Origin of the sequence: Cellulophaga sp. BC115SP, from assembly GCF_009905545.1 — a bacterium.
In the GTDB taxonomy this organism is placed as follows: Bacteria; Bacteroidota; Bacteroidia; order Cytophagales; family Spirosomataceae; genus Flectobacillus; species Flectobacillus rivi.
Genome location: NZ_JAAALB010000007.1, coordinates 1 through 23,777 on the forward strand (window position 1 = coordinate 1; position 23,777 = coordinate 23,777).

Below are 23,777 nucleotides of genomic sequence, written 5' to 3' on the forward strand. Positions count from 1 at the left end.
AGAGCAGTTAAGCCCAGTACCGTTGATGATACTGCAATCAAATGCGGGAAAGTAAAAAAGCTCCAAAATATTACAAAGTAGATAAGCCACTCCAAAAGAGTGGCTTTTTCGTTTTACAAGACTCAATAGATATTTTAATGACCCGACAAGATGGAGTAAAGCTGAAAATCATGTTGCTTTTTCGAATTAATAATAATTTAAAGCACGGCTTAGTCTACCTTGAATGACCTTTCTTAGCTTTAGAGGAGCTAAAACTTCAACTCCATCACCGAAACCTAAAATTTCTTTTTCTAACTCAAAATTGATTTGTAAAGCTAATTCAATGGTGAGTCCTCTCTCATTTTCCTCAATAACCTTTTGTGAGTGATGTAAAGGTTTGGTAATTACATAAGGAGCATGCAAAGGAGTAAACTTTAATACTATTTGTTGTGGACGAAGATTATTTACAGTCACTCCAATGGTATTTTTATAGTATTCTTCTTGAACAATGGTATCATTTGGTAGATAAGTAATGTCTTCGGAGATGTGAAGGCTTTGGATTCTATCTAGTGCAAGATGTAAAATACTTTCATTTGCTCTTCTTTTACCTACCAGAAACCAACGGTTTTTAAATTCTTTTAACCACCATCCGTGAAATATAAAAACACCCTCCTGTCGTGCTTTGAATGACTTGTAAGTTATAACAAGAGCTTTTTTAGCTAAAATTGCATGATAAAGATCGTCTAAATACGAAAGTCCCTTCAGGTTCTCATTTTTTTCAAAATCAATAATTGAACTTCGTTTTTCTTGAGCACTATAAACATGTTCTTCCAGCTTATTGACCACTTCACTCAATTGTTCAAAATGAGAAAAACCTTTGAATTGCTTCAATAACGACAGCGCTTCATTCATTTGAATAAGGTCTGTTTGTGTAATAGGTGATTTTGTGATACTAAAGTTAGGATCAGCATAGGTATAAAACTTTTTATCAACAACGATGATTGGGGCTTCATAACCTAATTTATCACTACGCATAACTTGAATATCTGCTTGAATGGTACGCAAGCTGATTCCTTTATCAATTCCTTCGTATTCATAGAGCGCATCTGATACTTTTTCTATTAAATCTTCCAAGGTCCATTTCCGCTGACGATTTTGTAAACAAGCATCGATTGTTTTGTAACGGATAAGGGCATTTCTATTAGTAGGCATACTAGATTCGATCTGTTTATAGATTTTTGAGATATTTTTTACAAAAAAGTAAAAATAAATTGAACTACGCAAAAAGACTGCGTAGACACCATGCAATTTTGTATTAGAAATTTAAAACAACCTAATGTCATGAAATTCAATTTCTTAAAGAAGACTAATACTATTCTCAAAAATTATGAAGGAGTACCTTCGTATCAATTGAGTCCAGAAATGGAATTATATAGTGCTACGGTTTCGAGCCTGCTTCATGACAGTTTCTACGAAAAAGCTGAAGACCGATTAATACGCCTACAACAATTGATTGAAAAAGTATCGCCAGAATATTGCGCTAAATTAGCCGTATATGCGCGTCGTTCGATGAACTTGCGCTCTGTGCCAATTGTGCTTTCGGTAGAGTTAGCGAAAAAAGCTGAGGCAGGAGCATGGGTCGGAAAAGCTATTGAGCAAGTAGTTATGCGACCAGATGAGATCACAGAAATATTAGCCTATTATCAGCAAACTAATCAAAGAACAGGTACAAAGCGATTGAATAGACTTTCGAAGCAAATTCAAAAAGGTTTAGCAAAGGCTTTTAATCAATTTGATGAATATCAGTTTGCAAAGTATAATCAAAATACGGAGGTAAAGTTAAGAGATGCCTTGTTCTTGGTTCATCCGAAACCTAAGGATTTAGCACAACAAGCAGTTTTTGATAAAATCACCCAAGATACTTTATCAACACCATATACATGGGAAACTGAACTTTCTGCGCTTGGACAGCTTCATTTTGAAAGTAAAAATGCAAAAAATAAAGCCTTCAAAAACAAGTGGGAAGAGCTAATTCTGAGCAAGAAAGTAGGCTATATGGCTTTGCTAAGAAATCTGAGAAATATGCTGGAAAGTAATATTTCAGATGAGTGTTTAGAGATTGTTTTAACGTATTTAGCTGATGAAAGCGCCATCAAGAGTGCTAAGCAATTGCCATTTAGATATTGGTCTGCTTATCGAGAATTGAGTAATTTAACTGATGGTCGGGTTTCTGGCGTTTTTGATACGTTAGAAAAAGCAATGCTGGTAAGTGCTCAAAATATGAAGGGGTTTGGTGCTGATACTAAAGTTGTTTTGGCCTGTGATGTCTCTGGTTCGATGCAGCAAAAGTTATCTGCCAAAAGCAGCCTTATGTATTTCGATATAGGTTTGTTATTAGCTATGATTTTACAAAGTCGTTGCAAAAATGTAATTACAGGAATGTTTGGAGATACTTGGAAGGTTATACCTGTACCCAACAAAAATATATTATCAAATGTGGAAGCATTTCATAGACGTGAAGGCGAAGTAGGATATTCGACGAATGCACACTTGGTAATTGAGGATTTGCTAAAACGTGAGTATCAAGCTGACAAAGTCATGATTTTTACAGATACACAGTTATGGAATAGCCAAAATAGGAATATAAATAGCATTCAAACGACTTGGCAAAAGTATAAGAGTAAATATCCCAAAGCAAAATTATATCTCTTTGATTTGGCGGGTTATGGTCAAAGTCCCTTGAGAGTAGAATCAGGAGATGTGTATTTGTTGGCGGGCTGGTCGGATAAAGTTTTTGAAGTACTCGATGCCTTAGAAAATGGACAGAGTATTGTGGACTTTATTCAATCAATAGAATTATAAATACTGATGTGTTAAGTTCAAAACATCAGGCTATCATATTGAAGATTTTGTAAAATGCCGTAAGGTTGAGATACTTCGCAGCCAATATAGGGGAGGAATGGCGTGATTGAGTAATACAATGAGGTCATCTGGTTCGACTCCAGCAATGCAATGCCCCGTTCTCGACCTGTCTATTGCTTTTACAAAAAACTACCAGAGTGCCGTAAAAGAGCGATACTTCGAATGTAATCGACTCCTTTTATCATCGCTTTTTGCTCATTGCCTTTGGTTTATTAAGATATTGAAGAGTGTCGTAAAAAAGCGCTACTTCGGCTAATTGTGTCGTAGGTTCGACTCCTACCTGTCTTGTACAGTAGCTCAGTGGTAGAGCAAATTATTAATGTCGCTTTTTGTCTGTTACCTCTTCAATCCCTTTTAAAATAGTTCTACATCTTTTAAAACAATTGCACAAATTCTAAAAAAATGGAAACAGAAATCATTACCCAAGAAGATTTACAACAATTGGGTGTACATCATGAAGAAGCCTATCCAAAATTTTTAAGGGTAGCCAATGGTTTGTTAAGTAATGGTGTTTATCCCAAGTCACATATATTGTTGTTGTTTGCTCAAATGATAGATTCGCCAAAGAAGTTTAGTTTTTCCAAAAACAAACTCACCAATTTGGCACTTTACACCAAGCATTTGAAAGAATTAGGTCAGGAACTTGTTTTATCAGAGTATGGACAATCTTTGTTGGAGGCAGAGAAAAACAAACCTAAATATGAATTACCTAAGACTGGTCGTCAGGCAGAAAACTACTTTGACTTAAGAGAAGAAGCATTATCCTACCGAATTTACGGAGGAAATTACATTGAGCAAGGCGCCTTGGACCAAATGCAAACAGCCATGAGGTTGCCTATTTCATTAGCAGGGGCATTGATGCCCGATGCACATCAAGGATATGGATTGCCTATTGGTGGGGTTTTAGCCACTAAAGCAGATACTGTTATACCGTATGCTGTTGGGGTCGATATTGCCTGCCGTATGTGTATGAGCGTATTTGATTTACCTGTGTCGATGATTCAACGAGAAGATAAATTGTTGAAAAAAATGCTTGAATACCATAGTTTCTTTGGGATGGGATCAGAGTCGAAGCAGAAATATGATGATACACTTTTTGACCGCTCGGAATGGACTGCGACAAAATTGATTCGAGACTTAAAAGATAAAGCATATCGACAATTAGGAACTTCAGGAACGGGAAATCATTTTGTTGAATGGGGGGTATTGGAAGTCTTAGCACAGGATGAGCTGATGGATTTACCCGTAGGAAAATACCTTACTTTGTTATCACATTCGGGCTCAAGAGGCTTTGGGGGGGCTATTGCCAATCATTATTCAAAGATAGCTATGGAAAAAACTAGGCTTCCTAAAGAAGCTAAACATTTGGCTTGGCTAGATATGAATAGTGATGAAGGGCAAGAATATTGGTTATCCATGAATTTAGCAGGTGATTATGCCTCAGCCAATCATCATGAGATTCACAATAAAATTGCTGCTGCTCTCAATCAAAACCCACTGAAGCGAATCGAGAACCACCATAATTTTGCATGGGAAGAACGCCTTGCTGATGGAACCCCTGTGATTGTGCATCGAAAAGGAGCTACGCCTGCTGGTAGCCTAGATTTAGGGATTATTCCTGCCTCGATGACTCAGCCCGGCTATGTGATTCGTGGTAAAGGGATACCAGACGGATTAAATTCTGCTTCGCATGGTGCAGGTCGTAAAATGTCAAGAACCAAAGCACTTGGTATGTTGACAAAGGATGATTTGCAATCAGAATTAAAAAAAGCACAAGTGCAACTCATTGGTGCCGATTTGGATGAAGCTCCTCAAGCATATAAGGATATTCGGAAGGTCATGGATGCCCAAACGGATTTAGTACATGTAATAGCGCAGTTTAGTCCAAAAATCGTTCGAATGGCCGACGGTCGTGAAAAGGCAGAAGACTAAAATCTTTTAAACAATAAGCCTTCTATTCTCAGGAGTTTTTCTGAAAATAGAAGGCTTTGTTATTTTTAAATTTTATTTTTGATCCAAAATTTAAAAATAACATCTATGGCAAATACCTATTTATCATTTATTAGCGACGAGCACTTATTGAATTGTGTTGCTAATCTTTATAAATCCTATCAAAAGGCAAAAAATGATATTAATAAAAAGAAATTCTATAGTAATAAAATTGATGCTTTTAAAATGGTTTTTGATGTAAAATTCAATAATATGGATGAGGAAGCATTGATTCAGGCTGAGATTTTACGTCAAATAGATAAATCAATCAATAATTCAATCGGAACTTTTCATGAAGAAATACTTGGAGGAATAGCTGGTTACGAAAAAGGAAATTTGAGTGGATTTGATATTAAGGCTATTGACAACACGTTATTTGCTGATATTAAAAATAAGCATAATACGATGAATAGTAGTGCTGCTGAAAGTCTATTTCAGAAGTTAAAACGATATGCAGATGATCATAAACAAGCAAAGTGCTATTGGGTACAAATATTAGCTACACAAAGTTTTTGCGAAAAATGGACTAGTATTATTAATGGTAAAGAATATAGCCATAGTAGAGTCTATAAAATATCGGGAGACCAATTTTATAAACTACTTACTGGAGTTGATAATGCACTATTTCAATTATATAGTGTCTTACCAAAAGTGATAGAGGATTATCTGAAAAGTATTAGTGCTGGAGAGTCTGAGAAAAAGCAAAACTCTGCACTAATCGAAATTAAGGATGGGTCTCAAAAATCTGGTAGAACCATCCTTAATGAAATTACGTATGAAAACTACCAGTATTATCTGGGTTTTGATAAACTGTAATACTGATTTAAAAATTTTACAATTGAATAACCTACCTCTCTGCCAAGATTAACAGGTACTGCATTACCAATTTGTTTATATTGTTGAGAGGTAGAACCAGCAAACTTCCAGTCATCTGGGAATGTTTGAATTCTTGCATATTCACGTACGGTGAATGGTCGAGTTTCTTCTGGATGACAACGTTCCGTTTGCTTTTGTGCAGGAGAACAAGTTAGTGTAAGACTAGGTTCGTCCCATCCAATTCTACGAGCCATTCCAGTTTTACCACCCCCTAAATAAAAGCTTTTACCCATATAACTTTTCTGAACATCCAAAGGTAAATCACGCCAGTATCCTTTGGGAGGCACTAGATCTAATACAATTTTCTTTGATTTGGGATATTTGGCTCCATCAGACTCAGGTACGTCAGTGTCAAAAAGCTCACCCTTTTTTAAAGCATCAGCAAGGTTATATATCTTTTTATAAGGTTTAGGATACTCAAATGGAATATCTATATCTTTTCTGATTCCAACTAAGATAAGTCGTTCACGTTTTTGAGGTACCTTATAATTAACAGCTTTTAATACTTGAATAGGTACTACATTATAGCCAATTTCATTCAAAATTGAAATCATGCCTTGAAGTGTTTTTCCATTCTCATGACTTAGTAAACCACGCACATTTTCACCGACACAAATCAATGGGTTGATTTCTTGCACAGCTCTGGCAAATTCGTAAAATAACGTACCCCTAGCATCATCTAGCCCAAGCTTCTTTCCTGCATAACTGAAAGCTTGACAAGGAAATCCTCCAGTTACCAGGTCGACTTGATTATGGTATTCTGAGAAATTAAAGCTTTTTATATCTCCTTCTAATACATTCCAGTGTGGTCTGTTACGTCTTAGTGTTTCACAAGCCCATTTATCAATTTCATTCAAAGCTGTACACTCTATACCAGCCTGTTCGAGACCAATGGCTAACCCTCCTGCACCCGCAAAAAGCTCTACTACTGAATAAGGATATAATGGTTTTTCATAGTTTGAAATTTCTTTATCCTCTTTTGATTTGATAAAATCATTAAAAATATTTAATTGCTCTCGAGAATACACACGATAGTTACTCATTGGTTCGCGTACGGCTTGAAGTTTACCTTCTCTATCCCATCTTCTCAAAGTTTCTTTACTTTTGCCTATTATTTCAGCCGCCTCATTTAGTGTTAAAAAATCATCCATAACCACCTTGTTTAACCTTATACAATGGTTACAAAATTAGGCTATTTTTTTTGATAAACAATTTGTTTTGGATTTATTTTGAAGCTGAGAATGTTTTATTTGAATAAAAAAGATAGAAATCATGCAACCATTAGCCGAAAGGATGCGTCCGCAGACGCTTGATGATTATGTGGGTCAAGACCATTTGGTTGGAGAAAAAGCTGTTTTGCGCAGAGCTGTTGAGGCTGGGCGGATTCCTTCCTTTATTTTATGGGGACCTCCTGGGGTTGGTAAAACTACTTTGGCGAGTATCATTGCCAAAACCCTTAAGCGCCCTTTTCATACACTTTCTGCGATTAGTGCGGGGGTAAAGGACATTCGCGAAACCATCGATTCTGCCAAAAAACAAAAGTTTTTTGATACGCCTTCACCCATACTGTTTATTGATGAGATTCACCGTTTTTCAAAATCACAACAGGATTCTCTATTGGGTGCTGTGGAGCAAGGAGTGGTGACGCTGATTGGTGCTACTACTGAAAACCCATCTTTTGAGGTAATTTCGGCATTATTGTCTCGTTGTCAGGTATATGTACTGAAACCTTTGGAAAAAGATGATTTGATATTGATGTTGAATCAAGCTTTACTAAAAGATAGTTTTCTGAAAAATAGAGATATAGAAATTGTTGAATACGATGCTATTCTTCAGTTTTCGGGAGGTGATGGACGAAAGTTATACAATATCCTTGAATTGGTAACAAATTTCCAGCAGGCTGGAGAATCATTGAAGATTACCAATGAAATGGTAGTGGATAAGTTGCAGCAAAATATTGCGATGTACGATAAAGATGGCGAGCAACATTATGACATTATCTCTGCATTTATTAAGTCTATTCGGGGTTCAGATCCTAATGCGGCTGTGTATTGGTTGGCTCGTATGCTGGAAGGGGGCGAAGATATAGAGTTTATTGCCAGACGCTTGGTTATCTTGGCTGCTGAGGATATTGGTTTGGCAAATCCTAATGCTCTTTTGATGGCTAATACTTGTTTTCAGGCGATTCGGGTGGTTGGTATGCCTGAATCTCGGATTATCTTATCGGAGGCTGTTATTTATTTGGCGACATCTCCCAAAAGTAACTCTGCTTATTTGGCAATCGGCGAGGCACAAGAGCTGGTTAGACAAACGGGAAATCTCCCTGTACCACTGCATTTGCGAAATGCACCAACAAAACTGATGAAATCTTTAGATTATGGCAAAGGTTATAAGTATGCTCACGATTATAAAGGGAACTTTGCCGAGCAAGAATTTTTTCCGAAAGAGATAGAAAAAACTAAATTATTTGAACCACAACAAAATTCAGCAGAAGAAAAAATCCGTCAAAAACTGCGGAATGATTGGGGAGAGTGGTATCAGTATTAAGAGGGCTTTGGGATTTCGGCTATCAGCTTTGGGCAAATGAAAAATGCTTTTTCGTTTTGACTTAAAAGCTGATAGCCGACTGGTAAGGAGTTAGTATAAGATGCTATTATTCACAACTTACTATTATGGCAACAACAGCGATGAGTCGCCGTAACTTAAAAAGCGATAGTCTTTCTCCATAGCTTCTTGATATACTTTACGCCAATCTTCGCCAATAAGGGCGGCGATAAGTAATACCAAAGTACTTTCAGGTTGGTGATAATTGGTAACAATTCCTCTACAAACCTTGAAATGATAACCAGGGAAAATAAAAATCTCGGTTTCTCCTGTAAGCTCTTCAATATCATTGCTTTCCATGAAATTTAGAATAGTCGCAAATGATTCTTGTCGACTAGGAAGAGTCTCTGTATGCTGATATGGATAGAGTTTTTCAATGAAAAATTCAGAATCATCTTTTCCTAATTTTACTCCAAACCAATACAAACTTTCAAGCGCACGCATAGACGTGGTACCCACTGGAATAATAGGACCTTCGTGTTGCACTAGCGTCTGAAGATTATTTCTGGAAAAAACAATCTGCTCGTTGTGCATGCGGTGTTCTACAATATTTTCAACCTTGATAGGTTGGAAGGTTCCAGCGCCAACGTGTAAGGTCAAAAAATCTTGTTTGAAACCAGTTTCCTGAAGTTTTTGTAAAACTTTTTCTGTAAAATGTAATCCTGCGGTTGGTGCCGCTACAGCTCCTTTTTTCTCACTATAAACAGTCTGGTAAGTTTCATAATCAGAAGATTCTGTTTCGCGATTCAAGTAAGGAGGCAAAGGGATTTCACCTAATGATTGAATCAAATCTACGAATAGAATAGGAGTATCATTACTCAAATTTTGCCAAGAAAGCTCTACATGATTTTGCTCTTCATCGGCTAGTTTGGCTGATACAACAACCTCATGACCATTGACTTGTAAAGTACGTTGAAGAATATCATTTTTCTTAAAGCGCTTTTTGTTGCCAATCATACATTCCCAAATGCAGCTTTCGCTTACCTCCATAGCCAAATTGATGACCGCTGTTGGAGCAATGGGGTGTAATAAGAAAATTTGAATAGTAGCTCCTGTCGGTTTTTGAAAATGAATTCTTGCTGGAATTACTTTGGTATTATTAAAAACCAACAGACTACCCTGTGGAAGATAGTCTGTGATTTGATAAAACTGAGTATGTGTAATTTCACCTTGATGATATACCTGCAACTTGGACTGGTCTCTTTCGGTCAAGGGAAATTTGGCAATTCTTTCATCAGGAAGCTCATAAGTATAATCAGATAACTTAATATCTGTTATAGAATGCTCGTTCATGGTATTGTTAATTAAGTATTTGTACCGATACTTTTAGTTTCGGAATTAGAGCAATTTTGGTCAAATTAATCCTCTACTTCTACTACAGTTGGACTGGTATATAACAATTTGATAGGCAAATAAAATAACCAAGCCAATGTCAGTACCACGCCCACTACTAGCAAGTAAGAATAACTTGTATTAAAGCTGCGGTCGTCGTTGAGTGTTAAAATAGCACGAAGTACTAAAATCAAAAAAGTATTAATAAAAGCAGGAAGAAAGTTCAACCAGTTGCCTATGGCAGCATTTAAGTCTTTACGATTGGCTTGCCATTTTTTATTAGGAATCCACGAGAAAGATGTATCTGGTAATTTATTGATCATTTTTGCCAAGGAGATAGGCAAAATGTTGACAACCAGAGAAATGGCTAAGAAGAGATAGAAAATTTGGTCTTTAGGTAAGAAGCCATCACCTCTACCATTTGGCCCAAAGTGAACTGCTGTATAATCTGGTAGACCACGATAGGTAAACAACAATATTAGCGCAAATGCTAACATAGAGGCATAACGCCACGTTCTTGAGATAAATAATTCTACACTCATTTTTTCAGACTGTCTCTTATCTTTGGTAGGGTTGTGATTTAGTCAGATTTACGTTTTATGAACCAATGACATGAGACTGAGCGACTAAATCCCCATTTTTCAGACTGCAAAATTACTTCAGAAAGCTTAGGTTTTCTAATTTTGTGAAAACAATTCTCGATTGACTTTTTTCAGTTCTTGACTAATCGCATTAGGATGTTTGGTGTCGAATGGATATTGACTAGAGTTTGAAGGATTTATGCCAAATAAAATTTTGTTGTTATAACAATTATTTTTTGCAATTTTATAAGCAAAAATCCTCAAAAAAAACATAGCTTTGTATTGTTAAGCATTTGGGCTAATTGATTGGCTATGAATTAGCTTCGAAAGGTAAAAAATTAGGTTAGTTGTAAAACTTTGACGGTTAAGTTCTTCATGAAAATTTATACAAAAAGTGGTGACCGAGGGACAACTTCGTTAGTAGGAGGTACAAGAATTTCGAAAGCAGAATTACGAATTGAAGCTTACGGAACTGTTGATGAACTGAATGCTTACATTGGATTATTGGGCGATTTTGAAGTAAATACAGATAAAAAAGCCCTTTTAAAAGAAATCCAAGATAGATTATTTACCATTGGTTCGATATTGGCTTCAGAACCAGAGCAAACAAAGAAACAAATTCCTGATTTGCACGAGAGTGATATCGAAGCTTTGGAAAAAGCGATGGATGTCATGAATGAAGACTTAGAACCTATGCGATTCTTTATTTTGCCAGGTGGGCATCAGCATGTATCGTTTGGGCATGTAGCCAGAACCGTATGTCGAAGAGCCGAACGCCAAGTGGTACGATTAGCAGAAGAAAACGATACCGATTACTTGGTTATCCGTTATTTGAATAGGCTATCCGATTATTTATTTATACTTTGCCGTTTTATGGCCAAACAACTCGGTGTGGCAGAAGTGGCTTGGAAAGCCAGAGTTTAGTTGAGAAAATAGCATAACGCAATATTAATATGACAGATACAGTGCAAATCGAAATTCATCAGATTGAGAAATCGAGAATTGATGCGGTTGATTTCGACAACCTAGTTTTTGGACGCTCGTTTGCTGACCACATGTTGGTGGTTGATTACAAAGATGGTGCTTGGCAAACGCCTCAAATTGTACCTTATGGTCCTATTTCTTATACGCCAGCGATGATGTCGCTACATTATGGTCAAGCAATTTTTGAAGGTATGAAAGCCTACAAAAATGCTGAAGGTGAAATCCTCGTATTTAGACCACATGACAACTGGGCTCGTTTGAACAAGTCTGCTGTTCGTATGTGTATGCCAGAAATTCCTGAAGATATCTTCATGGAAGGTCTTTCGGCATTGTTAAAGCTCGATTCTGCATGGATTCCTGCTAAGCCTGGATGTTCTATGTATATTCGTCCTTTTATGTTCTCGACTGACGAATACGTAGGTGTTACGCCTTCAAAAACGTATAAATTTATGATTTTCAACTGTCCAGTAGGAGCTTACTACAGCAAGCCTTTGCGTGTGAAAGTTGAAACTCAATATATCCGTGCTGCTCATGGTGGTGTTGGTTTCTCAAAAAATGCAGGTAACTACGGTGGTTCATTATACCCAACGCAGTTGGCAGCACAAGAAGGCTATGACCAAATTATTTGGACAGATGCAGCTACACACCAATATGTAGAAGAAGCAGGAACAATGAACTTATTGTTCGTAGTTGATAACAAATTGGTAACAGCTCCAACAGGCGATACTATTTTGGATGGTGTGACTCGCAAATCTGTATTACAAATCGCTCGTGATTGGGGTATGGAGGTAGAAGAACGCCAACTTTCAGTAGCTGAATTAGTAGAAGGAATTAAAGCAGGTAAAGTACAAGAAGCATTTGGTGCTGGTACAGCGGCTGTTATTGCTCCAATTTCAACGATTGGTTTTGAAGGACAAGACTACGAATTACCTGAGCGTCCAGCAGATGCTTTCTCGAAAAGAGTTTATGAAGAAATTAACTCAATTCGTTTAGGTGTGAAAGAAGATTCAAGAGGTTGGGTATATAAAGTTTAGTGATTCAAAAATCATTTTCTCAAATAACAGATTGGAGACATCATCAATTTGGGTATTTGAGTTATGCTCCAACTGAATATCAAAAAAGCGGTCGAAAAACAATTTTCGACCGCTTTTTTGATATTATATTTCAGAGGAATACATCTTTAGCTACAAACTATTGTGTCTCTACCGGTGAATTTCTTCTTAAAAGAATCACTCATTCACTCAATCACAAATCACTAAATTTGGAATGACTCCTTTTTGTTATGGGAATTACCTTATTGAACTTCTTTGTCAGATTTGTTAGCAAAAACAATTTTAAAACCTGGGTCTTTTTGAGTGCTTACATTTTGAAGCACTAGCAATTGCTTTCCATCAGCAATTTCCCAAGAGGTAGTTTTTGTTTTGTCTGTTCCAGCACCGTATTTTTTATTAAAGTACGATTTGAATTCTTGAAAAAGGCTGTCAACTGTTGGTTGTTTTTCTATATAAACATCAATCGCAATTTCGCTTACTTTATTGGTTTTATCCTTACTATATAAAATGTCGGCAAAATTAAGGTCAGTATTGTCAAAATACTCTGTGTAGCTACGACCATTGTCTGGTTGAGTTTCAGAAGGAAGCGTACTTTCTTTGATACCGTCGAATGTATCACCTAACGATACACCTCTCGCCATTCCAGCATCTGATTTTAGAATTGACTGAAAAATAGGAGAGTAGTTGTTCAAATCTGAGCCTTGATTGTTAGTAGTGGCATCGAGACTATTGACTTGAATTTGGTCGTTACTTTTCTTTTCTTGGCAAGCTTGTAATCCACCTAAAAGAAAAATAGAACAGAAGAGAAGTATTTGTTTTTTCACAATAAATGAATGATTGAGTAACACTATGTATGGTTAACAAATATGCAGTAAAAGTATTGTGACAAAGGTAAGAAAACTTTCTGAGTCGTTTGTTAGGTTTCTATTAATACTCCACAAATGAGCGTCTTGCCGAATGAATCCGTTATTAATCGTATTAATAACAGAAAAAAAATAGCTTATGAGCTTTTGTGCTCATGGCAAATATACACATATCACATGATGATGTGGCGTTAACTCATTTTATCCTCTGATTGAAGGCTATCTCTAGCTTTTCTTTGTATATTTATGACGCTTATCACGGGTTTTATTCACCTTTGAAAGCAAAAACATCTATTACTGCTTGGAATTAATCAATAAAGGAAAATTAAACATGGATACATCACCCATCAAAATAGTTGTGTATGAAGATAATCCAGACCTTCGAGAGAGCCTTTCGGTACTCTTGAGAGGTTCTATGGGTTTTGAATTAGTCGGAGCTTTTGTGAACTGCGAAAACGTAGAGTCACAAGTAAACCTATACAAACCCGACGTGGTATTGATGGATATAGATATGCCCGTTGCCAATGGTATTAATGGTCTGAAGACAATAAAGAGAATAGCCCCACAGGTTAACGTATTGATGTTCACGGTATTTGATGATAACGAAAACATCTTTGAAGCTATCTGCTCGGGAGCAGTAGGATATATGCTCAAGCGCACTCCGCCTACCAAATTGCTTGAAGCAATCATTGATGCGCACCATGGTGGAGCACCAATGACTTCCAGTATTGCCCGAAAAGTACTACAAATGTTGCCCCAACAACAACCACGTGTGGCAGATAATGTATCGTATAAGCTTACAGAACGCGAAACCGAAATTCTTAATTTGCTGGTAAAAGGGAATAGCTATAAAATGATTGCTGATAAATGTGGTATAACTATGGACACTGTACGTTCGCATATCAAAAAGATATATGACAAACTTCATGTTCATTCGCAAACAGAGGCAGTGGCAAAGGCAATTCATGAAAGAATTGTGTAAGAGTAGAAAACCATAGATAGTTCAAAATACTGAAAGTAGTATTTTACGAAGAGAAAATAGATGGATTTAGTGATTGCTAGGGGTATTGGGGGATAGGTATCACATCATGATGTGATTGACAGGTACCATAAAAATCAGGAATTTTGTGATACCAATTTACCTAACCATGACTTAGCCCTTTAAATATATATATTTTCCGAACGTAACTTATTAACTATCATGGTAACATCAAGAATTTCTAACTTGCCCTCTATTGCTGTATCTGTACCATCAACAGAATACAATGCCTACTCATTGGAGACACTTCGTCTACCAAAAATTTCTGACGTTGTAAAACGTGAAAATATCAAAGAAGGTTTTATTTCTTTGCCTGTTTGCTGCAAAAAAAGCATCTCTGTGGCTTGGAAAGACATCACTCATCTCGAAGCAACGAGCAATTATACCAAGTTTTACTTCAGTAATGGAAAAAACTTACTAGTTTCTCGTACAATGAAAGATTTTTTGAGTAAATTAGATGCCGAAATGTTTGTGAGAGTTCACAAGTCATTTGCGGTTAACCTGAACTACATTGTTCAGTACGATGTGAAAGAAGATATGTATGTGGAGTTGAAAGGTGGAGCAAAAATCAGTGTATCACGCCGTAAGAAAAAAGATTTCTTAGAAAAAAGACGTCAATACTTTGAAAACTAATCATAGTAAAAAATATTAGTGGTTAGGTATTTAGGAAACAAGGGCGACCCTTGTCGCCCCATGTTTTTAAAATAGCTAATCCAGCTAAAAAATATTTAAGATAATAGGTGTAGAACTATTAATTTGCACAGGGAGATGTTCTTAACGTCTCCTTTTGTCTTTTATATGGGTCAAGAATATTGAGGGAATCATGTCTGATTGTAGAGACGTAATGCTTGCGTCTTCCCAAGTGTTTAAAATAGAGCCTGTAAAAATGAAGAACTTATTTGTCAAACAATAAGTAGATACTTCTTAATACGATTTTTCCACAGCCCCTTCATTAGAATTCTCTAGTAATATTGAAAATAATCCCAGATTTTCCTTCTCTATTGATAGCCCAATGCAATTTTACAACTAGATTGTAATACGTTACTGCATCTACTCCCAATCCTGTAGAATATAATGGTTTGTTTGCTAATGCACTAAGGTTCTTATACGCATATTCGTTTTGTACATATCCCCAATCAACAAAATAATTTGGATAGATTTGAATAGGAATTCTATTAAATTGAGACGACTTAATCCATCTAATCGTTAAGGTCTTATCCAAAAGTTTGGTTCTTAGATTCATTCGTGCCCAAACATATTTTTGTCCATCAATCACATAGAGTTCATAACCTCGTACCAAGTCTGTACCATAACCCAAGCCCCTCGTATTAAAGAAAGGTTGCTTATTCGGAAAGGATATTTTTCCTTCAGCTCCAATATTCAAAAAGAGATTATTGGCTAAGGCCCAATATCTATTGGCGGTAAGGGTAAGATCTAGTTGATTGAGATTATCTGATGGTAATAGCCCTAGTTTGTTGAGATATACCTCAAACCGATAACCTCGTAAAGGAAAAACTACATTGTCACGGAAATCGTAATTGAAATAATAGCTTAATTGAACATAGCGTTGGGTATTAACTCCCTCCAAAAAGTAATTAGGGTTAGCTTTTCGAATTGTATCAGCTATCCAGTTTTGATTGTATCGAAGTTCAAGGGTGTGATTATCGTAGAAATGATAGCGCTTTTTGAGTTGAGCAAAAGCATAAATTCTCTGTCGCAGACTATTATCTGACTTGATATAACTCAGGGTATCGTGCAAAGTACCAAAGGCTACATTTTTATTGGTAGAATAGGAAATACCTAGCCCTAAACCTGTTTTTTGTGCTTTGTCGATATAGGGTATTCTGTAAAAAAGCTCTAGTTTTTGCGTAAATCCTACCTCTGCATTCAGAATCAATTTTTCGGCACGACCTCTAAAATTGGCATGAGTAATGTTAGCCCCAAATATTAATCTGTCTAGTCTTCCACCACGATTCCACCATTCATTGTAGTTTCGGTCAGCAATTTGAATATTGGGGTATCCAAGTATATACCATTGCTCTTGTACTTTAATCAAAATATCCAGACTATTGGATAGGCTATCTTTGTTATGTTTAATTTCAACAAAATTAAATAAGCTCGTATTAAAGACCTTTCTTCTATTTAATTCAACTCTTTTTGCTAAATCGCGGGTGTTGATGGTATCACCTTCATGAAAGTCTAGCTCTCGCTGAATGATATATGCCTTTGTACGTTGATTTCCTTGAATAGAAATATGACGAACAATCAGGGATGAATCACTTTCGACAGGTTGTGAAAAATGAAGGAGATGACAAAATAGAGTTACTAAAAACATACTTTGAGAAATAAGCTGTCGAGCAAATTCGGGGCTTAGGTTTGGTAAACTTAAATAATTGAAAAAGTTTCTTAAATAAAGCTAATTTATTCTTATTATTGTTTTCTATTTCCACAAATTAGCCATTTTTATGAAATCCTTAAAATCTTCACTTACCTTCTCACAAATCATTAATATGAATGTGGGATTTTTTGGCATACAATATAGTTTTGGGCTCCAACAAAGTGCCGTAAATCCTATCTATGACTTTTTGGGGGCAAGTCCCGACGAAATACCACTATTGAATTTGGCTGGTCCAGTTACAGGGTTATTGATACAACCGCTTATTGGGGCTTTGAGTGATAAGACTTGGCACCCTCGTTGGGGACGTCGCAAGCCTTTCTTTTTTATAGGAGCGCTCCTTTGTAGTTTGACGCTCTTTATCTATCCTTTTAGTAGTTCGTTGTGGATGGCAGCAGGTCTATTGTGGGTTTTGGATGCAGGCAATAACACTGCCATGGAGCCTTATCGTGCATTTATTGCAGATGTTTTACCCGAGGAACAACAAGCCACAGGCTTCTTGACTCAGAGTTTCTTTACAGGGCTAGGAATTACATTAGCTAACGTCTCCTTATTCGTTTTCCAAAAAAATATCACAGGTTCTTATGGACAAATTCCATATTGGGTATTTGGTTCATTCTTTTTAGGTTCATTATGTTCGATAGGTTCGGTGTTGTGGTCAATGTCGAAAACGGAAGAGATACCGCCAAGTGAGGAAGAATTAGCTAAAATACGAGCGAATAAAGGAGGGTTGTTAGAGCCTATCATTGAGATTTTGTCGGCTATCAAAGATATGCCGAAAGTGATGTGGCAATTGGCTTTGGTGTATTTGTTTCAATGGTATGCTTTATTTTGTTATTGGCAAAATGCTTCTAAAAGTATTGCCTTATCGGTTTGGAAAACAACACCTAAAGAAAACCCAGACTTGTATCAAGAGGCCGTAGGTTGGACAGGTTTAGTAAATGGCTGGTATAATGTTGCCACGTTTATGTCAGCTTTTGGCTTAGTTTGGTTAGCCAAAAAGAGTAGTCCAAAGCTCGTTCATATATTATGTTTGATTATGGCAGGTATGGGTCTATTGATTTTTCCACATATTGAGAATAAGTATATGCTATTTGCTCCTATGACAGGTTTTGGTATAGCTTGGGCAAGTATGATGGGAATACCTTATTTGATGGTTGTATCCGAAATTCCGAAGGAGCGTTATGGTGTATATATGGGAATTATTAATATGATGATTGTAATTCCGATGATTATCCAAAATTTAACCTTTGGCTATGTGCTTGAACATTTCTTAGATAATGATTCTGGTAAAGCTGTAACTTTTGCAGGGATATTTTTACTAATAGCAGCGGCTGCCACAATGTTGATTAAATCCAAAAAAATGGAAGAAGGACAAGTGGTAAGTATGAGTGCAGGGCACTAATTGCTGGTGATTAAGTGTTGGCTTTCAGTTTTGAGAAAGTATTAAAAATATATTCTTCTCAACACTGAAAGCCAACATATTATGGTAAATGTTACTTCTCAAAAACTATTTCTTCTGGGCTTTCAAACCACTTCTCTAATTGCCCATGATAATACTTTTCAATGACATTTCGCTTGATTTTAAGGGTAGGAGTAAGCATATTGTTTTCGACTGACCACGCCTCTTTCACAACGACTATTTTTCGTAAATGTTCATAGTTTTTGAAATGTGGATTAACTCTTTTGATCATTTCCCGAAAAACTTCACGTAGTTGTGTCTCTTCTGTATTTTTTCCAATCTCAGATAAAACTACCAATGCGATGGGCTGAGGTAAACCTGTTCCTACAACACACACCTGTTCGATAATTGGATTTACCGCCAACATTCCCTCTATGGGTGTAGGTACAATATATTCGCCTTTGGCAGATTTGAACATATCTTTTACTCTACCAATGATAGAAATATAGCCTTCTTCATCAATAGAAGCCATATCTCCTGTAGCCAGCCACCCATCTTTAAATAACTCCTGAGTCATAATGGGTTCTTTGTAATAACCTACAGTGTTCCATGGGGCCTTCATTAGTAGCTCTTGAGTATTCGGGTCTATTTTGATAGTAACACCATTATGAGGTTTGCCAACGGTTCCCTTTTTATATTTTGGAGGCATAATTGTTGCTACGCCCATATTCTCAGTCATGCCGTAAGCTTCTCGGATTTGAATATTAAGCTTATGAAACCATTCCAGCAAGCTACTTGGCATTGGGGCTGCACCAGTCAAAATTAATTCTGCTTTTGCAAGACCTAATCCCTTCTTCACTTTATTTCGGATAATACTTTTTACAATAGGTATTTTGAGTAAAAGGTCGAGTTTACTTTGTGGTAATTTTGATAAAATACCCAACTGAAACTTTGTCCAAATGCGAGGTACTGCCAAGAAATGGGTAGGATTGGCTGTCTGAAGATTAGATGCAAAAGTGTCCAAACTCTCTGCAAAATAGATCGTACCCCCAGAGGCTATTCCCGCAGATTCCACTAGAGTTCGCTCTGCGATATGACAAAGTGGCAAATACGAAAAAAAGCGAGCGTTTGAGGTGTCTAATAGCCCCACTTCCCTTGTATGTTCTAATGCCGAAATTAATCCTCGATGTGTGAGCATAACACCCTTTGGTACGCCTGTTGTCCCCGAAGTATAGACAATAGAACTTACCTCTTCATAACTAGCTAAAGCGAAGGAAGCCAAAGGATGGGTTATTTTTGTGATGGATTCCCAATTTTCGAATTCACTTGGAGCTCCTTCGTAATAACTAGGATAGGACACACAACGAATACTCGTGGGAATACCACCTTTCATAGATTCCCAAGCGTCTAACTTTCCAACAAATAAAACCTGACAATCTGAATGAACCAGTACCTGCCGAAGTTGCTCGTCGGTAAGAGTAGGATAAAATGGAACAGACACATGCCCAGCCATACTAATGGCCAAATCGGTCATAATCCAATGGGCGCAGTTTTTGGACAAAATCCCAATATTACTACGTGGAGGCAAGTTCTGAGAAAGAAGCCATTGTGCCATTTTCCGAATTTGTTGCCCAGCTTCCTGATAGCTAAAATCTCTAAATTCGGTGCCATGTGGCTGTTTTAGAAATATGCTGTCTGGCGTATGAGTTTCCCAATGGCAAAAATTTTCAACCATTGACTTAAATTGTCTTTTCATATCAAAATAGCAATTGAGGCTAAATAGGCATTATTTGAGGTGACTATGGGCACCTCTTAACAAAACCTGTTTTACAGTTTCTTTAGAAATTTTGAAGACAATTTAAGAATAAAATTGAATTTTGATTATATTTGTTTGAATTTTTTGGTGAGAGTTGTGGCGTAATACAAACCAATATCTAACCCCGATGTCATGAATAGGCAGGCTATCGTAAGAGTTCTTTTGATGTGTTTTCTAACGATGTTGTTAGGATATATCTTTTTCCAGAGTTTTGCTTCGTTTATACCACGACATTAGCTAAGGGTTAATGACAAATTGAACTTCTTTGAAGTCAAAATACAACAACTCTTCGTCCTCAGTTTCAATCGCCAATTTACCCGTTTGGTCAATTCCGATAATTTGCCCTAAAAAAAGTTCGCCATTTTTTCTGAAGTAATGCCATTCTTGGTATCTGTACATTACTCTGAGGTATTGTATTTTGAGAGATTCATAATACCCCTGTTTTATTTGCAGATAATATTTTTCAATTTTTTCAGCTAATTGAGCAAGCAAAGTATTTAAATCATAGCTTTGTGCAGCCTTTGCCGCCAAGCTCAAAGATGAAGCCGTTGCAACGCCAAATTGAGTTTGGTTAATATTAAGTCCGATTCCAACAACAGAGTACCCAATATTGTATCCTTGGAGCGTATTTTCGATTAAGATACCACCTAATTTTTTGTCATAATGATAAATATCATTTGACCATTTTATCGTTAAACCCTCTGGCAGATATTGACTCAAAAATTCATGAACACCCAAAGACACCGCTACATTGAGCTGAAATTGATCTGAAGCACGAAGAAATGTAGGCTTGAGTATCAATGACAAAGTAAGATTCTGGCCTATTGCAGCTTCCCACGAATTTCCTCGTTGTCCACGCCCCGTAGTTTGGTGGTCTGTAATAATAATCGTTCCTTCAAAAACCTCTTGCGATTGAATCATTTCAGCCGCAATGTCGTTAGTAGAATGACAAGTTGGCAGATATTTAATAATTTTGCCAGTAAATAAAGTATTGGGTTGAATTTTGTACAAGGTTATTTCGTAATTTTAGGTTTCTAAATACAAGAAAAAAAGGGCATCCATAGCCATATTTCAGAATTATTTGTGCAAATATACTAGCCCTACTCCACAAGAGAATAACACATAAAGAATTTAGCATGGTAGATATCACAGCAGAAAAAGAAACAAGTTCAGAAGAACTTTGCAATTTAGTAGTAAAAGGAATGCAAGAAAAGAAAGCATTAGACATCGTAGTGATGGATTTGAGAGGAGTAAAAAATGCCTTTGCTGATTTTTTTGTAGTGTGTGCAGGTACGTCAGATACTCAAATTGATGCTATAGCCGATTCAGTTGATAAAGAAGTATGGGAAGCTACTCGTACAAACCCTAAAAGTATCGAAGGAAAGTCAAATCGTGAATGGATTTTATTGGATTATTACGATGTAATTGTTCACGTATTCAAGAAAGACAAAAGAGAGTTTTATAAACTTGAAGAACTTTGGGGAGACGCTCAGTTTACCTATATCGACGACGAAGCCGCTTAATCAGCAGTTGTAACCTCTCATAAATGTATTTTACCACTTCTCACGATTCATCAGCTTAAGAAACAATCTGCTTCAACTAGACGTTGATATGTGTAGAGTGGTAAAATTTCAGGATTATGACTATTGCCTAACCTTGTAAAATCAGGGCTACATCTTTTGGGTCATTATCCTAAACCAGAATTATGAATTTAAAGTGTAATTAAAAAAACAATGGCAGAAAATAATAGCGGAGATAACAGACAATCAGACTTCCCAAAAAATTCTCGTCGTCCCAACGTTCCAAGCGGCGGATTTCAGGGTTGGTTAGTAGTAGCTTTAATTATTGCTTTGGTGAGTATTTACTTCCTAAGTAAAACACGTGTGTTAAAAACCATCGAGCCGCTACAATTTGAACAAATGGTATTGCATAAAGAAATTGCAAAATTGACCATTATCAAAAATAAAGACATCGCAGAGATTACGCTTAAAAAAGAGGCTTTACCAAAATATAAATCTGAATTAGGTGACCAACAAGGAAATGGAGTAATGAGTCAAAATTCAGGTCCTCATTTTGAATTACCTATCAACTCCGCTTTCTCATTCGAAACTGAGCTCAACGATTTACAAAAAGATATTCCTCGCGAGCAACGTATCCACGCTACTTCTGAAGAAAGAACAGGAATCTTTGAATTCTTGATGGGACCAGGATTACTAATCTTGATGTTTGTCGGAATTTACTTTATGTTCTTCCGTATGGGTGGAGCAGGTGGCCCTGGTGGACAAATCTTTAATATCGGTCGTTCACGTGCAACGCTTTTTGATGGTGAGGCTAAAGTGAAAATCACTTTCAACGATGTGGCAGGTTTGGACGAAGCAAAAGAAGAAATTCAGGAAATTGTAGAGTTCTTGAAAAATCCTAAGAAATTCACTGACCTAGGAGGTAAAATTCCTAAAGGTGCATTGCTCGTAGGCCCTCCAGGAACAGGTAAAACCTTACTTGCAAAAGCAGTAGCTGGCGAAGCAGGCGTTCCATTCTTCTCACTTTCGGGTTCTGACTTTGTCGAAATGTTTGTGGGTGTAGGTGCAGCTCGTGTACGTGACTTGTTTAAGCAAGCAAAAGAAAAAGCACCTTGTATCATCTTTATTGATGAAATTGATGCTGTAGGTCGCTCTCGTGGACGTGGTGCAATGCCAGGAGCTAATGACGAGCGTGAAAATACCTTGAACTCTTTGTTGGTTGAAATGGATGGTTTTGCAACTGACTCAGGTATTATCATCATGGCGGCAACAAACCGTCCAGATGTACTAGATTCAGCTTTGTTACGTCCAGGTCGTTTTGACCGTCAGATTTCGGTTGATAAGCCAGACATCGTAGGTCGTGAGGCTATCTTCAAAGTACACTTAAAGCCTTTGAAATTAGCTGCTGATGTAGATCCTAAAGAGCTTTCAGCACAAACCCCTGGTTTTGCTGGTGCCGAAATCGCTAACGTTTGTAATGAGGCTGCTCTTATCGCTGCTCGTCGTAACAAGACCGCGGTAGATATGAAGGATTTTCAAGAAGCAATGGACCGTGTGATTGGTGGTTTGGAGAAAAAGAATAAATTGATTTCTCCTGAAGAAAAGAAAATCGTTGCTTATCATGAAGCTGGTCACGCGATTGCGGGCTGGTTCTTGGAACATGCCAATCCATTAGTAAAAGTAACTATTGTACCTCGTGGTATTGCTGCATTAGGTTATGCACAATATTTGCCAAAAGAGCAATTCTTGTATCGTACCGAGCAGTTAATCGACGAAATGTGCGTTACTTTGGGTGGTCGTGCTGCTGAGGATATTATCTTCGGAAAAATCTCAACAGGTGCACAGAATGACCTTGAGCGTATTACCAAGTTGGCATATAGCATGGTGACTATCTATGGTATGAACGACAAATTAGGTAATATCTCTTACTACGATTCAAAAGGTTCAGAATATAATTTCAATAAGCCTTACTCTGAAACAACTGCTCGTGAAATTGACGTAGAAGTTCGCCAGATTATTCAGACAGCTTACCAACGTACGGTTGACTTGTTGAGCGATAAGCGTGAGAAGTTAGAAATTTTGGCACAAGAATTATTGAAAAAAGAAGTTCTTTTCCAAAGTGACCTTGAAAGATTAGTAGGTCCTCGTCCTTTCGAACAATTGACAACTTACCAAGAGTTTATTAAAGGTGAGGAGGAAAAAGAAAAAGCTTTAGAGCGTCAGAAAGAACAAGAAGCTGAGCAAGAGCAACCTTCAGCTTCAGAAACAACAAGTGTTGATTCTACTGATACAGAAGACACGCTTGCTTAAGATATGTTTTAGAAAAAGCCCTTCGCCATCGGTGAAGGGCTTTTTCTATTTAATGGCTTTCCACTTAAATCATCTTTTGTTACAATTACTTTCTTTATCTTCGCATAAACAAA

The 23,777-nt window shown here is 36.9% G+C and carries 19 protein-coding genes; 11 read left to right on the plus strand and 8 right to left on the minus strand.

Annotated features, from left to right (window positions below):
* Positions 1–186 precede the first annotated feature (186 nt).
* A complete protein-coding gene (locus tag GVN22_RS07460) occupies positions 187–1,191 on the minus strand; it encodes a YafY family protein (protein WP_166550415.1) in 1,005 nt (334 codons plus the stop codon).
* A gap of 129 nt (positions 1,192–1,320) precedes the next feature.
* Here GVN22_RS07460 and GVN22_RS07465 point away from each other — a divergent pair, with 129 nt between their 5' ends.
* The 3 genes from GVN22_RS07465 (at position 1,321) to GVN22_RS07475 (ending at position 5,706) form a co-directional block, all read left to right on the plus strand.
* The gene (locus GVN22_RS07465) at positions 1,321–2,841 is read left to right on the plus strand and encodes a TROVE domain-containing protein (RefSeq protein ID WP_166550416.1); all 1,521 of its coding nucleotides are present in this window, start codon (positions 1,321–1,323) and stop codon (positions 2,839–2,841) included.
* Positions 2,842–3,303: 462 nt separating this feature from the next.
* The gene (locus GVN22_RS07470) at positions 3,304–4,833 is read left to right on the plus strand and encodes an RtcB family protein (RefSeq protein WP_166550417.1); all 1,530 of its coding nucleotides are present in this window, start codon (positions 3,304–3,306) and stop codon (positions 4,831–4,833) included.
* Between the two features lie 105 nt (positions 4,834–4,938).
* Positions 4,939–5,706, plus strand: a complete 768-nt coding sequence (locus tag GVN22_RS07475; protein WP_166550418.1) for an Eco47II family restriction endonuclease — start codon at positions 4,939–4,941, stop codon at positions 5,704–5,706.
* Here GVN22_RS07475 and dcm read toward each other — a convergent pair.
* Positions 5,682–6,917 carry a DNA (cytosine-5-)-methyltransferase gene (gene dcm, locus GVN22_RS07480; protein WP_166550419.1) on the minus strand — a complete coding sequence of 412 codons (1,236 nt, stop codon included), beginning with the start codon at positions 6,915–6,917 and terminating at the stop codon, positions 5,682–5,684. The two genes, GVN22_RS07475 and dcm, sit on opposite strands and share 25 nt — an antisense overlap.
* Before the next feature lie 118 nt (positions 6,918–7,035).
* Between dcm and GVN22_RS07485 the strand changes: the two genes are divergently transcribed.
* Positions 7,036–8,313 (plus strand): replication-associated recombination protein A, encoded by a 1,278-nt coding sequence (locus tag GVN22_RS07485; protein ID WP_370520400.1) that lies wholly within the window; start codon positions 7,036–7,038, stop codon positions 8,311–8,313.
* Positions 8,314–8,436: 123 nt separating this feature from the next.
* Here the strand turns inward: GVN22_RS07485 and GVN22_RS07490 are convergent, their stop codons facing one another.
* Both GVN22_RS07490 and GVN22_RS07495 read right to left on the minus strand, forming a co-directional pair.
* Positions 8,437–9,663 carry an S-adenosylmethionine:tRNA ribosyltransferase-isomerase gene (locus GVN22_RS07490; protein WP_166550421.1) on the minus strand — a complete coding sequence of 409 codons (1,227 nt, stop codon included), beginning with the start codon at positions 9,661–9,663 and terminating at the stop codon, positions 8,437–8,439.
* A gap of 65 nt (positions 9,664–9,728) precedes the next feature.
* The gene (locus GVN22_RS07495; RefSeq protein ID WP_166550422.1) at positions 9,729–10,244 is read right to left on the minus strand and encodes a hypothetical protein; all 516 of its coding nucleotides are present in this window, start codon (positions 10,242–10,244) and stop codon (positions 9,729–9,731) included.
* Positions 10,245–10,658: 414 nt separating this feature from the next.
* Here GVN22_RS07495 and GVN22_RS07500 point away from each other — a divergent pair, with 414 nt between their 5' ends.
* Positions 10,659–11,207 carry a cob(I)yrinic acid a,c-diamide adenosyltransferase gene (locus GVN22_RS07500; RefSeq protein WP_095167950.1) on the plus strand — a complete coding sequence of 183 codons (549 nt, stop codon included), beginning with the start codon at positions 10,659–10,661 and terminating at the stop codon, positions 11,205–11,207.
* A gap of 29 nt (positions 11,208–11,236) precedes the next feature.
* Positions 11,237–12,301 carry a branched-chain amino acid aminotransferase gene (locus GVN22_RS07505; protein WP_166550423.1) on the plus strand — a complete coding sequence of 355 codons (1,065 nt, stop codon included), beginning with the start codon at positions 11,237–11,239 and terminating at the stop codon, positions 12,299–12,301.
* 260 nt (positions 12,302–12,561) lie between these two features.
* Here GVN22_RS07505 and GVN22_RS07510 read toward each other — a convergent pair whose 3' ends face one another.
* Complete coding sequence (locus GVN22_RS07510; protein ID WP_166550424.1) at positions 12,562–13,143, minus strand: hypothetical protein; 582 nt, start codon at positions 13,141–13,143, stop codon at positions 12,562–12,564.
* 370 nt (positions 13,144–13,513) lie between these two features.
* Between GVN22_RS07510 and GVN22_RS07515 the strand changes: the two genes are divergently transcribed.
* Both GVN22_RS07515 and GVN22_RS07520 read left to right on the plus strand, forming a co-directional pair.
* Complete coding sequence (locus GVN22_RS07515; protein WP_166550425.1) at positions 13,514–14,164, plus strand: response regulator transcription factor; 651 nt, start codon at positions 13,514–13,516, stop codon at positions 14,162–14,164.
* A gap of 219 nt (positions 14,165–14,383) precedes the next feature.
* The gene (locus GVN22_RS07520; RefSeq protein ID WP_166550426.1) at positions 14,384–14,854 is read left to right on the plus strand and encodes a LytTR family DNA-binding domain-containing protein; all 471 of its coding nucleotides are present in this window, start codon (positions 14,384–14,386) and stop codon (positions 14,852–14,854) included.
* Between the two features lie 319 nt (positions 14,855–15,173).
* Here the strand turns inward: GVN22_RS07520 and GVN22_RS07525 are convergent, their stop codons facing one another.
* A complete protein-coding gene (locus GVN22_RS07525; RefSeq protein WP_166550427.1) occupies positions 15,174–16,556 on the minus strand; it encodes a BamA/TamA family outer membrane protein in 1,383 nt (460 codons plus the stop codon).
* 130 nt (positions 16,557–16,686) lie between these two features.
* On the opposite strand from GVN22_RS07525, the gene GVN22_RS07530 reads away from it, so the two are divergent.
* Entirely contained in the window at positions 16,687–18,021 is a 1,335-nt protein-coding gene (locus GVN22_RS07530) for an MFS transporter (protein WP_166550428.1), read from the plus strand.
* A 91-nt stretch (positions 18,022–18,112) separates the two neighbouring features.
* Here the strand turns inward: GVN22_RS07530 and GVN22_RS07535 are convergent, their stop codons facing one another.
* Both GVN22_RS07535 and GVN22_RS07540 read right to left on the minus strand, forming a co-directional pair.
* The gene (locus GVN22_RS07535) at positions 18,113–19,774 is read right to left on the minus strand and encodes an AMP-binding protein (protein ID WP_166550429.1); all 1,662 of its coding nucleotides are present in this window, start codon (positions 19,772–19,774) and stop codon (positions 18,113–18,115) included.
* A 297-nt stretch (positions 19,775–20,071) separates the two neighbouring features.
* Positions 20,072–20,845 (minus strand): biotin--[acetyl-CoA-carboxylase] ligase, encoded by a 774-nt coding sequence (locus GVN22_RS07540; protein WP_166550430.1) that lies wholly within the window; start codon positions 20,843–20,845, stop codon positions 20,072–20,074.
* A 125-nt stretch (positions 20,846–20,970) separates the two neighbouring features.
* Here GVN22_RS07540 and rsfS point away from each other — a divergent pair, with 125 nt between their 5' ends.
* On the plus strand, positions 20,971–21,357 hold the full coding sequence (rsfS, locus tag GVN22_RS07545) for a ribosome silencing factor (protein WP_095167965.1): 387 nt from the start codon (positions 20,971–20,973) through the stop codon (positions 21,355–21,357).
* Positions 21,358–21,567: 210 nt separating this feature from the next.
* A complete protein-coding gene (ftsH, locus tag GVN22_RS07550) occupies positions 21,568–23,664 on the plus strand; it encodes an ATP-dependent zinc metalloprotease FtsH (RefSeq protein ID WP_166550431.1) in 2,097 nt (698 codons plus the stop codon).
* The last annotated feature ends 113 nt before the right edge of the window (positions 23,665–23,777 follow it).